General features: G+C 72.0%; 11 protein-coding genes. 2 read left to right on the top strand and 9 right to left on the bottom strand.

Features of this window, described 5'->3' with window-relative positions; genetic code table 11:
• Positions 1–127 precede the first annotated feature (127 nt).
• The 5 genes from ACGF2V_RS10665 to ACGF2V_RS10645 all read right to left on the bottom strand — a co-directional run bounded on the left by ACGF2V_RS10665 (position 128) and on the right by ACGF2V_RS10645 (position 6,708).
• The gene (locus ACGF2V_RS10665) at positions 128–1,834 is read right to left on the bottom strand and encodes an NAD(P)/FAD-dependent oxidoreductase (RefSeq protein ID WP_362627354.1); all 1,707 of its coding nucleotides are present in this window, start codon (positions 1,832–1,834) and stop codon (positions 128–130) included.
• Between the two features lie 61 nt (positions 1,835–1,895).
• A complete protein-coding gene (locus ACGF2V_RS10660; protein ID WP_362627351.1) occupies positions 1,896–2,693 on the bottom strand; it encodes a carbon-nitrogen hydrolase family protein in 798 nt (265 codons plus the stop codon).
• 224 nt (positions 2,694–2,917) lie between these two features.
• Positions 2,918–3,373, bottom strand: coding sequence for an Lrp/AsnC family transcriptional regulator (locus tag ACGF2V_RS10655; RefSeq protein ID WP_362627348.1), 456 nt, complete (start codon positions 3,371–3,373; stop codon positions 2,918–2,920).
• 136 nt (positions 3,374–3,509) lie between these two features.
• The gene (locus tag ACGF2V_RS10650) at positions 3,510–4,967 is read right to left on the bottom strand and encodes an aldehyde dehydrogenase family protein (protein ID WP_362627345.1); all 1,458 of its coding nucleotides are present in this window, start codon (positions 4,965–4,967) and stop codon (positions 3,510–3,512) included.
• A gap of 274 nt (positions 4,968–5,241) precedes the next feature.
• Positions 5,242–6,708, bottom strand: a complete 1,467-nt coding sequence (locus ACGF2V_RS10645; RefSeq protein WP_362627342.1) for a GuaB1 family IMP dehydrogenase-related protein — start codon at positions 6,706–6,708, stop codon at positions 5,242–5,244.
• 325 nt (positions 6,709–7,033) lie between these two features.
• Between ACGF2V_RS10645 and ACGF2V_RS10640 the strand changes: the two genes are divergently transcribed.
• Positions 7,034–8,056, top strand: a complete 1,023-nt coding sequence (locus ACGF2V_RS10640; protein ID WP_362627339.1) for a terpene cyclase — start codon at positions 7,034–7,036, stop codon at positions 8,054–8,056.
• 168 nt (positions 8,057–8,224) lie between these two features.
• Here the strand turns inward: ACGF2V_RS10640 and ACGF2V_RS10635 are convergent, their stop codons facing one another.
• From ACGF2V_RS10635 to fmt, 4 genes are all read right to left on the bottom strand, one after another.
• The gene (locus ACGF2V_RS10635) at positions 8,225–9,241 is read right to left on the bottom strand and encodes a sugar-binding transcriptional regulator (protein WP_073787572.1); all 1,017 of its coding nucleotides are present in this window, start codon (positions 9,239–9,241) and stop codon (positions 8,225–8,227) included.
• A 160-nt stretch (positions 9,242–9,401) separates the two neighbouring features.
• On the bottom strand, positions 9,402–10,085 hold the full coding sequence (gene rpe / locus ACGF2V_RS10630; protein ID WP_362627337.1) for a ribulose-phosphate 3-epimerase: 684 nt from the start codon (positions 10,083–10,085) through the stop codon (positions 9,402–9,404).
• A 165-nt stretch (positions 10,086–10,250) separates the two neighbouring features.
• Positions 10,251–11,684, bottom strand: a complete 1,434-nt coding sequence (locus tag ACGF2V_RS10625; protein WP_362627334.1) for a transcription antitermination factor NusB — start codon at positions 11,682–11,684, stop codon at positions 10,251–10,253.
• Positions 11,685–11,758: 74 nt separating this feature from the next.
• Positions 11,759–12,691, bottom strand: a complete 933-nt coding sequence (gene fmt / locus ACGF2V_RS10620; protein WP_362627330.1) for a methionyl-tRNA formyltransferase — start codon at positions 12,689–12,691, stop codon at positions 11,759–11,761.
• A gap of 281 nt (positions 12,692–12,972) precedes the next feature.
• Here fmt and ACGF2V_RS10615 point away from each other — a divergent pair, with 281 nt between their 5' ends.
• Entirely contained in the window at positions 12,973–13,521 is a 549-nt protein-coding gene (locus ACGF2V_RS10615; protein WP_362627327.1) for a hypothetical protein, read from the top strand.
• Positions 13,522–13,685: the final 164 nt, after the last annotated feature.

The following is a 13,685-nucleotide window of genomic DNA, read 5'->3' as shown; positions in this document are numbered from 1 at the left end:
CCCCCCCCCCCCCCCCCCCCCCCCCCCCCCCCCCCCCCCCCCCCCCCCCCCCCCCCCCCCCCCCCCCCCCCCCCCCCCCCCCCCCCCCCCCCCGGTCCCGCGCATCCCGCGCCGGTCCAAACGCCCCTCAGTCCTCCGGGAGTTCCACGGGGGCGATGTCGTCGAAGACGTCGCCGGGGCCGGGGTTCGTCGGGTCGGTCGCGCCGCCGAACCGGGTCATCACGCCCCACACGGCGTTGAGCGCGGTCTGCACGGCACCCTCGGCCCAGCCGGCCGTCCAGGAGATGTCGTCGCCCGCGAGGAAGAGGCCCCGCCGGTCGGCGGGCAGCCGGTCCTGCATGAAGTGGGTGAACAGCCGCCGCTGGTACCGGTAGTGGCCCGGCAGGTTGGCCTTGAACGCCCCCATGAAGTACGGCTCGTTCTCCCACGAGACGGTCACCGGGTTGCCGATGATGTGCTTCCTGATGTCGACGTCCGGGTAGATCTCGCCGAGCGACTTCAGCATGACCTCCATCCGCTCGTTCGCCGACAGCGGCAGCCACTTCAGGCTGTCGTCGCACCAGGTGTACGAGAGGCAGATGACGGCGGGCTTGTCGGGGCCGTCGTCCAGGAGGTAGGTGCCCCGGGTCATCCGGTCGGTGAGCGTCATCGACATGCGGTCCCGCCCGGTCGGCACCCCACTGCCGTCGACGGCCTCGTCCCGCCAGAACGGCCGGTCGACGGGGACGAACAGCTTGGACGACTCCATGTAGTGGGTGCGTTCCATCGCCGTCCAGTGGTCGATCGGGAAGAGCGCGTCGTCGCAGTCGATCTTCGAGAGCAGCAGCCAGGACTGTCCGGTGAAGATCACGGCCGGGTAGGTGCGGATGTCACCGGTGGCGTCGGTGACGGTGATCCTGTTCCCGGCGGTGCGGTGCAGCCGGGTGACGGCGGGGCGCGGTTCGCCGCCGTGCAGCGAGGACAGCGAGGTACCGAGGGGCCAGTGGACGATCTTGCGTGGTTCGCGTTCCCAGAGCCGCAGCGGGAGTTGCTGGCTGCCGCCGACGATGGAGCGGTGGTGGTCGTCCGCCTCGGTGTAGACGACGCGCAGGATCTCCAGGATGGAGTTGGGAAAGTCGGTGTCCCAGCCGCCGGTGCCGAAGCCGACCTGTCCGAAGATCTCCCGGTGCTTGAACGACCTGAAGGCGTCCGAGTCGCAGAGGAAGCCGTAGAAGGTCTGGTTGTCGAGCCGGTGGACGAGCCTCGACCACAGCTCCCGGACGCGCGGCACGTCGCGCTCGCGCATCGCGCGGTTCATGTCCGAGAAGTCGGCGTCCTCCTCCAGGCACCGGTTCCAGGCGTCCATCACGTCCCGGTACACCTGCGGCAGGTCGTCGATGGTCCGCGCGTAGTGCGACTCGCCCTTGAGGTCGACGACGGTCGACGGGGTGGCCGGGGCGAGCGGGTTGGGGAACGGCCTGGTCTCCAGACCCACCAGGTCGATGTAGTGCTGGAGCGTGGTGGAGGAGGGCGGGAAGCGCATCGCGCCCATTTCCGCGGTGAGTCCGGGATCGCAGCCGTCGAAGCCGACGGTGCGCAGCCGTCCGCCGATCCGGTCGGCCTCGTACACGACGGGCCGCAGGCCCATCTTCATCAGCTCGTACGCGGCGACGATCCCGGAGAGCCCGCCGCCGATGACGGCGACCTCGGAGCCGTGTTCGGTCGCCGGAATCTGCCCGATCCCCGCGGGGTGCGCGAGATAGTCGTCGTACGCGTACGGGAAGTCCGGTCCGAACATGGTGATGGGCTCGGCGGCCTCGGTATGCTGGGCGGCGTTGGGCACCGTGGACGTCATGGGGTACGGACTCCTTGCACGGGAACGAGAACGGTGGAACGGAGGGGCGGCGGGCCCTGGCTCAGGCGAGGGAGCCGTACAGGCCGGGGCGGCGGTCGCGCAGATACGGGTTGGCCTCGCGCGACGCGCCCAGGAGCGCGGTGTCGACGTCGCCGACGATCAGTTCCTCGCCGCGTCCGGCGCGGGCGCGGACGGTGCCGTCGGGGCCGGCCAGGCAGCTCAGCCCGACGAAGTCGAACGCGCCCTCCGGGCCCGTCCGGTCGGCGTACGCCACGTACATCTGGCTCTCGAAGGCCCGGACCGGGACGAGCGATTCGGCGACGAACTGGTACGGGTGCATGAGCGCGGTGGGCACCAGCAGCAGATCGGTGCCGGCGAGGGCGTGCGCGCGGACGTTCTCCGGGAACTCGACGTCGTAGCAGATCAGGATCCCGACGCGGACGCCGTCCACTTCGGCCTGGACGAGGGGCTGCCCGCCCGGGGTGAACCACTCCTGCTCGAAGTCGCCGAAGAGATGGGTCTTGCGGTAGTCGGCGAGCGCCGCCCCGTCCGGGCCGACGAGCCGTGCGGCGTTGAAGACCCGCTCGCCGTCGCGCTCCGGGCAGCCGTACAGGACCGCGAGCCCGTACCGGGCGGCGATCTTTGCCACGGCCCCGGCGGACGGTCCGTCGGCCGGCTCGGCCAGCCGGGCCACGTCGGCGCCGATCGCGTAGCCGGTCAGGAACAGTTCGGGGCAGACCATGAGCCGGGCCCCGGCGTCCGCCGCCCGTCGCGCCGCCTCGTCGAGCGTCGCGAGGTTCGTGTCCACGTGCCCGGGGCGTCCGGAACTCTGGAGCAGGGCGGTGCGCAACGACGGCATGTCTGACCTCGGACGACGGGGCGGGGCGGGACGTATTGACGGTACGGTCCACCGCTCGGGGCGGACAAGGCGCGACCGTTGCGCATCCACCGTTGATCCATTGCGCGTCATGGGCCCGCCGCGGCGATTCATTGCGCCGGGTGTCGTCCCAGGTCAGAAGGGTGACGCAGGTCTCAGCCGGTCCGACCGGGCGGGGTCCGTCCGGTCTTCTCGGCGCACCGCGCCTACTGCGGCGGCCCGGACGAGTACCGGCGCAGCAACGGCGAGAGCACCAGCACGGACTTGGTCCGCTCCACGTACGGCTCGCCCGCGATCCGTTCCAGCACCTGCTCGAAGTGGCGCATGTCCGCGGCGAAGACCTGCACCAGCGCGTCGGCCTCGCCCGTCACCGTGGACGCCGACGCGACCTCCGGATAACGCTCAAGACCCTGCTTGATCGCCTCCGGGGAGGTGTTGCGGCTGCAGTAGATCTCGATGTAGCCCTCGGTCTCCCACCCCAGCGCCGCCGGGTCGACCCGCACCGTGAACCCGGTGATCGCCCCTTCGACGCGCAGCCGGTCCACGCGGCGTTTCACCGCGGGCGCGGAGAGGCCCACGAGCGCGCCGATGTCCGCGTAGGAGCGCCGGGCGTCTTCGGCGAGGGCGTGGACGATGCGTTCGTCGAGGTCGTTCAGGCGCACGTCGGGCGGTTCACTTCTCTGCGATGGCCGGTTCGGGGGCGGCGCGGGCCGCCCCCGAAGTAGACCACGTCACCGCCCCGCCGGGCGCGCCCGGCGGGGCGGTGGGAACGGGAAGCGCCTCGCGGGCGCGGCCTCGTCAGAAGGGGAACCGCGAGCGGCCGTACTGCACCGAGATCCACTTCTGGGTGGTGAACGCCTCGACCATGGAGTCGCCGTTCAGCCGGCCGAGGCCGGAGCTCTTCTCGCCGCCGAACGGGACGATGGGCTCGTCGTGGACCGTGCCGTCGTTGATGTGGATCATGCCGGTGTGGATGCGCTGCCCGACCCGTACGCCGCGCTCGATGTTGCCGGTGTGCACCGCACCGCTCAGCCCGTACGGGGTGTCGTTGGCGATCCGTACCGCCTCGTCCTCGCCGTCGAACGGAACGACGAGGGCGACCGGTCCGAACAGCTCCTGGGACAGGACGGGGGAATCGGCGGGCAGACCGGTCAGCACGGACGGGCTCACCAGGTTGCCCTCGGCCCTGCCGTGCAGCAGGGCGGTGGCCCCGTCCTCCACCGCCTGGTCGACGAGCGAGGTGATCGCCTCGGCCTGGGTGGCGTTGATCAGCGGGCCGATCACGGTCCCGGGGGTCGCCGGGTCGCCGACCGGCAGCGACGCGACCTTGGCGACGAACTTCTCGGTGAACTCCTTCTCCACCGCCCGGTCGACCAGGATGCGGTTCGCGGCCATGCAGACCTGCCCCTGATGCACGTAGCGGCTGAAGACGGCCGCGTCCACGGCGTAGTCCAGATCGGCGTCGTCGAGGACGATCAGCGCGCTGTTCCCGCCGAGCTCCAGCACGGCCCGCTTGAGGTTGGCCGCGCAGACCGTGGCGACGTGCCGCCCCACCTTGTCCGAACCGGTGAAGGAGATGACCTGCGGAACGGGGTGCTCCAGCAGCGCGTCGCCGATCTCGGCGATGTCGGTGACCACGACGTTGAGGAGCCCGGCCGGCAGCCCCGCCTCCTCGAACACCTTCGCCACCAGCGTGCCGCCGCAGACCGGGGTGTTCTGGTGCGGCTTGAGCACCACGGCGTTGCCGAGCGCCAGGGCGGGGGCGACCGACTTCAGCGACAGCAGGAACGGGAAGTTGAAGGGGCTGATCACGCCGACGACCCCGACCGGCACCCGGTAGACGCGGTTCTCCTTGCCCTCGGTCGGCGAGGGCAGGATCTGCCCGGCGGGCCGCAGCGCGAGCTGGATCGACTCCCGCAGGAACTCCTTGGCCAGGTGCAGCTCGAAGGCCGCCTTCAGCCGGGTGCCGCCGAGCTCCGCGACGATCGCGTCGCCGATCTCCTCCTCGCGCTCCTCGACGATGCGCAGCGCCCGTTCCAGCACCTGCCGCCGGGTGTACGGGTTGGTCTCGCCCCAGGCGTACTGGGCGGTCTCGGCGGAGCGGTACGCCTGGTCCACCTCGTCGGCCGTGGCGACCGTGATCGAGGCGAGCTTCTCCCCGTTGTACGGATTGAAGTCGATGATGTCCCAGGACCCCTTGCCCGGCCTCCACTCTCCGTCGATGTACTGATGGGCCAGGTCAGTGAAGAAGGACATGAGATCCCTTACCGCAGAGAGGGGCGGGCAACTGGGCGCCGTTCATATTACTGAGAACCCGGCACAGTTGGGCCTTCGCCCCGGGCCGATGGGGGCAGAATCGGACAACCGTGCCCCGCATGCCCACTGGAAAGCGGTTGCCCCTCACGGCGTGAACAGCCATGAGGGGCAACGGTTTTGTGGCGGGCGCGCAATCAACGCCCGGCCGTGGAACGGCCATGACGGCCACCGGGTCGACTCCGAGCGATGGTCCGCCTCGTGACGGGCAGCGGGATCAACTCCAGCTTGCGTGCAGCGGCTTGCCCTCGGCGTACCCGGCCGCGCTCTGCACCCCGACGACCGCCTTCTCGGCGAACTCCTCCAACGACGCCGCGCCGGCGTAGGTGCAGGAGGAGCGGACGCCCGCGATGATCGAGTCGATCAGGTCCTCCACACCGGGCCGGACCGGGTCCAGGAACATCCGCGAGGTGGAGATGCCCTCCTCGAAGAGGGCCTTGCGGGCCCGGTCGTACGCCGACTCGTCCGACGTACGGCTCCTCACGGCGCGCGCGGACGCCATGCCGAAGGACTCCTTGTAGAAGCGCCCGTCGGCGGACTGCTGGAGGTCTCCGGGCGACTCGTACGTACCGGCGAACCACGAGCCGATCATCACGTTGGACGCGCCCGCAGCGAGCGCCATCGCGACATCGCGCGGGTGCCGGACGCCGCCGTCGGCCCACACGTGCTTGCCGTACTTCCTCGCCTCGGCGGCGCATTCGAGGACCGCGGAGAACTGCGGCCGGCCCACACCCGTCATCATCCGGGTGGTGCACATGGCGCCCGGTCCGACACCGACCTTGACGATGTCCGCACCCGCCTCGACGAGGTCGCGCACCCCTTCGGCGGCGACGACGTTGCCCGCGACGACCGGCACCCGCGGGTCGAGCGCCCGGAGCGCGCGAATGGTGCCGATCATGGACTCCTGGTGCCCGTGCGCGGTGTCCACCACGAGCGTGTCGACGCCCGCGTCGAGCAACTGCTCGGCCTTGCCCGCGGCGTCGCCGTTGATCCCGACCGCGGCGGCGATCCGCAGCCGGCCCGAGGCGTCGGTGGCCGGGGTGTACAGCGTGGCACGCAGCGCGCCCTTGCGGGTGAGGATCCCGACGAGCCGGCCGTCCGCGTCGACCGCGGGCGCCAACTTGCGGTGGGCACCGTCGAGTTCGTTGAAAGCGTCGCGCGGTTCGATGTCCGCGTCGAGCTGCATCAGGTCCCTGGACATGACCTCGGAGAGCTGGGTGAAGCGGTCGACACCGGCGAGGTCGTGGTCGGTGACGACACCGACGGGCCGGTGCTCCGCGTCGACGACGACACCGGCGCCGTGTGCGCGCTTGGGCAGCAGGAACAGGGCGTCGGCCACCGTCTGGCCCGGGGTCAGCACGATCGGCGTGTCGAGCACCAGATGGCGCTTCTTCACCCAGGAGACGACATCGGTGACGACGTCGATCGGGATGTCCTGCGGGATGACGACCAGCCCGCCGCGACGGGCGACCGTTTCGGCCATCCGACGGCCCGCGATGGCCGTCATGTTCGCCACGACCAGCGGGATGGTGGTGCCGGTGCCGTCGGGCGAGGAGAGATCGACACCCTGGCGGGAACCGACCGCCGAACGCCCCGGGACCATGAAGACGTCGTCGTACGTGAGGTCGTACGGGACCGAGGGGGACTCTGTGTAGCGACCGGTACCGGGCTCAAGAAAGCGCATGATGCTCATTTTTTCATACGAAATGGCGCAGGTCGCGCCCACAAAGGCACAGCAAAGCGGCCCGGCGCTCGTATGTTCCTCCAAGGAAGACGCACAGGAGCCCCGGGCGAGCGGAACCCCCTCCTCCGTCACGCGGCGTGCCCGGTGACCCTCGCACGCCCCGCGGCATTCGTAATCATTCACGATCATCATCCCTGGACCTGGCGACAAGCGGTCGGGTAGCTTCAAACCCGCAGGTCCCGCGGGTCACCACGACGCCCGGAGGAGGAGGCGGAGGAGTCACAACCCCCGCCAGAGGTACGACCGGAGAGGATCAAGGCCCACCGTGGACAGTGAACTGCCGGACATCTACTGCCCGTTCCCCCAACGCACCAACCCGCACGTCGCACACACGCGGTCCCATCTCGACGCATGGATTCGCAACACCGGTCTGGTACACCGGGATTCGGCCATGGAGCGCTTCGAGCAGGCGGACTTCGGGGCCTTCGTCGGCATGGTGTATCCGACCGCCGACGCCGAGCGGCTCGACCTCGTCGCCGACTGGTTCGTGTGGCTGTTTCTCGTCGACGACCAGCTCGACGACGGCCATCTCGGCCGCAGCCCGGAGCGGGTGCGCGACGTGGTGGCCGTGATGAGGTCCGTGATCGAGGGCAAGGGCACGGGAACCACGCCGGACGAGGAGCTTCCCGCCGCCGTGGTCGCCCTGGTCGACCTGTGGGAACGCACGACGCCGAACGCCGCCGCGCACTGGCGCGCCCGGTTCGGCTGGCACCTGACCGAGTACCTCACGACGACCACCACCTGGGAAGCCGGGAACCGCGCGGCCGGTGTGGTGCCGTCCGAGGAGACCTACATCGCCAGGCGGCGCCACACCGGCGCGATCCATGTCTGCATGGATCTCATAGAGATCGTCGCCGGGATCGAGGCTCCCGAGTCGATCCACAACGACTCCCGGTTCATCACCGCGCTGGAAGCCTCGTGCAACGTCGTCTGCTGGGCCAACGACGTGTACTCGTACGAGAAGGAACAGGTCCTCGGCGAGATCCACAACCTCGTCCACCTGGTCCGCCACCACCGCGGATACGACAAGCGGAAGGCGCTGGAACACGTCTGCGCCGAGACCGACCGGGAGACCAGGCGGTTCCTCGCCGCCGAGGCCGAGCTGCTGAGCTCGTACCCGCAGCTGTCCGGGATCCTCCTGCCGTACCTGGACGGGATGCGCAGCTGGATGCGGGGCAATCTGGACTGGTCGCGCCAGACCCCGCGCTACAACCCGGCGGACGTGGGCCAGTACGAGGAACCGGAGGAATACCTGGAGGCGACGGTTCTGGGCGTCGCCCGGGACTGACCTCCACGTTCCGCCCGCGGGCCGTCCGATCGATCCGCGGGCGGAACACCGTTCTCACGAGGCTGCGAAAGCCGCTCCCCCGGCCGTGGGGATGCCGCCTTGATGACGGCGCGGACACGGCGGCCGGTGACGGTCATCGCCGCCACCGGCCGCCGGGCCCGCACCCGTTCAGGCCCCGTCGGGGTCCGCCCGCTCCAGCGCCGGGCGCCTCGGCGCCGCCGACTCGGTCAGCAGGTACTCGGCCGCCGCCGTGTCCGTCACCAGGCTGGTGACCAGGCCGGACCGCAGCACCGCCCCGATCGCGGCGGCCTTGCGCCGACCACCCGCGATCGCCACCACTTCCGGGATCCGGCGCAGCCGGTCGGCCTCGACCGTGATGCACCGCTCCCCCAGGTCCCGGCCGACCCGGCGCCCCTCCGTGTCGAAGAGGTGCGCGGACATCTCCGCGGCGACACCGAGCGAGGCGTAGTGCGCGCGCTCCTCGTCCGTGAGCATGTCGTGGACGGTGGAGATGCCCGGCTCCCAGGAGCCGATGGACACCGCGGCGACGGTCACCTTGTCGAAGTAGTCGAAGGCGCGGGCGATGCCCGTCTGGTGGCGCAGCGCGGCGGCCGTGGCCGAATCGGGCAGCAGCATCGGCGCGTAGATGGGGTGGGCCTCGCCGCCCGCCACCTGGGCGGCGCGCCGGACCGCCTCGACCGAGCCGCGTTCGGCCGTCCCCGCGTCGTACACGCCGGTGAGCTGCACGACGGTGCACGGGGGCAGCCGGTCGAGGGCGGCGGCCATGTGGATCGTGGACCGGCCCCACGCGAGGCCGAGCACATCGCCCTCGGTCACCAGTTCGCCGAGCAGATCGGCCGCGACCTCCCCCAGGTTCTCCGGGTCGGGTGCGTCGTCGGGCTCCTCCGCGGGCGATTCGACGACCACCGCGTGACGCAGTCCGTAGCGGGCCCGCAGCGCGTCGGAACGCTCGGCGTCCAGCTCGGCGGGGACACGGATCTCGATGCGCACGAGGTCGCGTTCGAGCGCCGTCTCCAGGACCCGGGCCACCTTGAAGCGGCTGACACCGAACTCCTCGGCGATCTGGATCTTCGATTTTCCTTCGAGGTAGAAGCGGCGGGCCATGGCCGCCGCCTGCACCAGCTCCGCGGGCCCCATCCGCAGGGCGGACCGTCCCGCCGACATTGCAGACACCGCGATCTCCTCACTGCTCTTCACACTCTCGATACGCCGTTCATCCTGTCAGATCCGGCGATCCCTGATCGGTCCCGTCGGACCGCGTATCCGCCCTTGGCCGGGCCGATTTCCGTTCGGAGCCGGAGCGCGTTCCGGCCGTGGTCGCGGGTCAGTGGCGGCAGGCCCAAGCGGCCGAGGTGATGGCCGCGTCGGCCTGGGCGCGCAGGGCGCGCACCGCTTCGGCGGGGTCCTCGGCCCCGTAGACCGCCGAGCCGGCGACGAAGACGTCCGCACCGGCCTCGGCGCACTGCTCGATGGTGGACCCGCAGACGCCTCCGTCGACCTGGAGCCAGAGTTCGAGCCCGTGCTTGGAGATCAGCTCACGGGTGCGGCGGATCTTCGGCAGCATGATGTCCAGGAACGCCTGACCGCCGAAGCCCGGCTCCACCGTCATGATCAGCAGCATGTCGAGCTCGGGGAGCAGGTCCTCGTACGGCTCGATGGGCGTCGCGGGCTTGAGCGCCATGGAGGCACGGGCGCCCTTGGCCCGGATCTCCCGCGCCAGCCGTACGGGGGCGGCGGCGGCCTCCGCGTGGAAGGTGACGGATCCGGCTCCCGCCTCGACGTACTGCGGCGCCCAGCGGTCCGCGTCCTCGATCATCAGATGGCAGTCCAGCGGGGTGTCCGTGGCCCGGCTGAGCGATTCCACGATCGGTACGCCGAGGGTCAGATTGGGGACGAAGTGGTTGTCCATCACATCGACGTGGAGCCAGTCGGCGCCTTCCACCGCCTTCGCCTCCTCGGCGAGACGGGCGAAATCGGCGGACAGGATGCTGGGGTTGATCTGGGCCATGTGCCAAGCCTGCCATGCTCCGCACCGGTTCCCCGACCCTGCGCGGGCCAAAGCCTCACGGGATCGTTACAGTTCGCGGGATCCCGGCCGCACCATCCGCCCGATCCGGACGTTTCGGCCGTCGCGTGCGGGCCAGGGCGGTCCGTGGACGACGGCCGGTCCGCGTCAGCCGGTGCGCCGCAGAAGCGCCAGGTACATCGCGTCCGTGCCGTGCAGATGCGGCCACAGCTGGACGTCGGGGCCGTCCCCGAGCGCGGGCACTCCCGGCATCAGCGGGCGGGCGTCGATCCATTCCGCCTCGACCGGCCGGCCGCCGCGCCCCCTGAGCACGTCCTCGACGACGACCCGGGTCTCCGCGAGATGCGGCGAGCAGGTCGCGTAGCCGACGACGCCGCCCACCCGTACCGCCGCCAACGCCTCACGCAGCAGCCCGCGTTGCAACGGCGCGAAGCCCTCCAGGTCCTCCGGCCGGCGCCGCCAGCGCGCCTCCGGGCGGCGGCGCAGCGCGCCGAGGCCGGAGCACGGCACGTCCATCAGGATCCGGTCGAAGGTGCCCGGACGCCACGGCGGACGGGTGCCGTCGGCGGTGACCACCTGGTACGGGCCGGGATTGCCGGCCAGTGCGCGCTCGACGAGGCGGGCCCGGTGCGGCTGCTTCTCGGCGGCGAGCAGGCCGGCGCCGCGTCCGGCGGCCAGTGCGCCGAGCAGGGCGGCCTTGCCCCCGGGCCCCGCGCAGCCGTCGAGCCACCGGGTGTCACGGCCCTCCAGCGGGGCGTGGGCGAGGGCGGCGGCGACCAGCTGGCTGCCCTCGTCCTGGACCCCGGCGCGCCCTTCCCGCACCGCCTCCAGGACGCCCGGCTCGCCGCCCTCGGCCATCCGCACGGCGTAGGGCGACCAGCGGCCGGGCAGGCCGTTCTCCTCGCCGAGGGCCCTCAGGAGTTCCTCGGTGGTGGACCGGCCGGGGCGGGCGACGAGCGTGACCTCGGGCCGTTCGTTGTCCGCCTCCAGGAGGTTCTCGATCCCGGCGCGGCCGCCGCCCAGCGCGTCCCAGAGGGCGGAGACGACCCAGCGGGGATGCGAGTGCACGACCGCGAGATGGTCCTCGGGGTCTTCGTCGTACGGCGGGGCGACGCGCGCCACCCAGCCGTCGAGGTCGTCCGCGGCGACCTTCCGCAGGACGGCGTTGACGAACTTGGCCCGCCCCTCGCCGAGCACCACCCGGGCCAGTTCCACACTGGCGGAGACCGCGGCGTGGGTGGGGATGCGCGTGCCGAGAAGCTGGTGCACGCCCATGTCGAGCACGTCGAGGACCGGCGGGTCGACCTCGCGCAGCGGCCGGTCGATGCAGGCCGCGACGATCGCGTCGTACGTCCCCTGGCGCCGCAGCGTCCCATAGACCAGCTCGGTCGCCAGCGCCGCGTCCCGGTTGTCGAAGTCGCCCGCGGCGCGGGCCTTCTTCAGCAGCGGGGGCAGGACGAGGTTGGCGTACGCGTCGCGTTCGTCGACGGCCCTGAGCGCCTCGAAGGCGAGGAACCGGACGGGGTCCTTCTTCGGACGGCGATGCGGCTTGGCGGGACGGCGACGCTGCTGGTCGTTCACGTGAAAGGTGCTCCGCTGGTGGTGAGGGGACGAACCCCCCAAGCCTACGTCGCCGTGCCCGGCCCCCGGGGCCCTCAGGCCCCCAGCAGCTCGCCGTGGACGATGCGCACGCCGCGGGCCCAGTCCGCGGCCCGCATCGGCTTCTTGCCCTGCGGCTGGACCCAGAGCAGTTCGACGGCGTGCGACCCGGTGCCGACGTACACATTGTTCTTCGCCGCCGACAGCTCGCCCGGCGCCAGGTCCGCGCGGTCCGTCACCGGGGTCACCTGGACGAGCTTGAGGCGCTCGCCGCGGAACACCGTCCACGCGCCGGGGGCGGGGGTGCAGCCGCGCACCACCCGGTCGACCCGCAGCGCGGGCTCGGACCAGCGCACCCGCGCGTCCTCTGCGGTGATCTTCGGGGCGAGGGTCACGCCCTCGGGGGGCTGGGGCACCGCGTGCAGCGTGCCGTCCTCGATGCCGTCCATGGTCGCGACGAGCAGCCCCGCCCCGGCGAACGCCAGACGGGTGAGCAGGTCGCCGCTGGTGTCGGTGGGACGCACCTCCTCGGTGAGGACGCCGTACACCGGGCCGGAGTCGAGCCCCTCCTCGATCAGGAAGGTCGACGCCCCGGTCACCTCGTCCCCGGCCATGACCGCGTGCTGGACGGGGGCCGCGCCGCGCCAGGCGGGCAGCAGCGAGAAGTGGAGGTTGACCCAGCCGTGGGCGGGCACGTCGAGCGCGGTCCTGGGCAGCAGCGCCCCGTAGGCGACGACCGGGCAGCAGTCCGGGGCGATCTCCCTCAGCCGTGCCAGGAAGTCCTCGTCGCGCGGCCGGGCGGGCTTGAGCACCTCGATCCCGGCCTCCTCCGCGCGCTCCGCGACGGGGCTCGCGACCAGTCGGCGGCCCCGCCCGGCCGGTGCGTCGGGCCGGGTGACGACGGCCGCCACCTCGTGCCGGTCGGAGGCGATCAGGGCGTCCAGGGCGGGTACGGCAACCTCGGGGGTGCCTGCGAAGACGAGCTTCATGGGTGGCTGACTGCCTCTCGGGCCGGAACGTACGGGGAACTGCGACGCGGGGGGCCGACCGGCACGGTGGGATGACGCCGCTCCGCTCCGCCGGTCGGCCCCCAAGTCTATGGGCCGGGCGCTCGGGGGGCGTACGCGTCACCGCGCGCCCCTCCCGGATGCGCTCGCGCCCCCGCACGTGACCAGATCACCGACTGTCGCGTTGGTCAAGAGAGATTGACCGAAGCGAGCCGCCATGGTGCGGCCCGATCCCTTTCAACGCCGGTTCGAGAGGCTTCTTCATGGCCGACCACGCAACCCACGACGCCCAAGCGCGGGCCAGCCTGCATCTGTTGGTGCGGGACATCGAGCGGGTCCGGCGGCAGGTGGACGCGCTGCGCACGCTCACCGCCCAACTGGGCAACGTCTACCGACCGCGCCGCTCCGGCCCGTCCACGGGCTTCGTCGTCTACGGCAGGGCCCCGGCCCCCACCGTCAGGCTGGCCCAGGAACTGCGCGACAGCGTCGAGACCCTGGTCACCGCGGCGGTGGACTTCGACCGCTCGCTGGGCTTCTCCTGGGACGCGGTGGGCTCCGCGCTCGGGGTCACCAAGCAGGCGGTCCACCGCCGCTACGGCGCGCGCCGCAACGCCCGGCAGCCGGGAGCGGCCGAGCCGGGCGCGGAGAGCGCCGTGCCGCGCCCGATGCCCATGGCGCCCGGCTCCGGCGGTACGCCGCCGCTGCCCGCCGTGCCCGCCGCACGCTCCATGCCCCCGCAGCCCCCGGTGGAGCGCCCGGCACTGCGCGAGGACCTGCGCCCCGGGGTCTTCCCCGGCCCGCGCAACGGCTGACCACCCCGTCCACTGCCCCGCCGCGCCCGACGCACGGCGGGGCAGCCGCATCCCGGCCCGGGCACTCCCCGGTCCGGGCCCGACGTCGGCGCGGCGGACGCGCCCCGGGTGCGCACCACGCCACGATTCCGGGTGCCGGGCCGGGCGGCGCCGAACGGGCACGG

The sequence above is a fragment of the Streptomyces sp. NPDC047982 genome (assembly GCF_043204165.1).
In the GTDB taxonomy this organism is placed as follows: Bacteria; Actinomycetota; Actinomycetes; order Streptomycetales; family Streptomycetaceae; genus Streptomyces.
The sequence above is the reverse complement of the archived record's forward strand: the minus strand, read 5'-3'. Positions and strand labels throughout refer to the sequence as shown.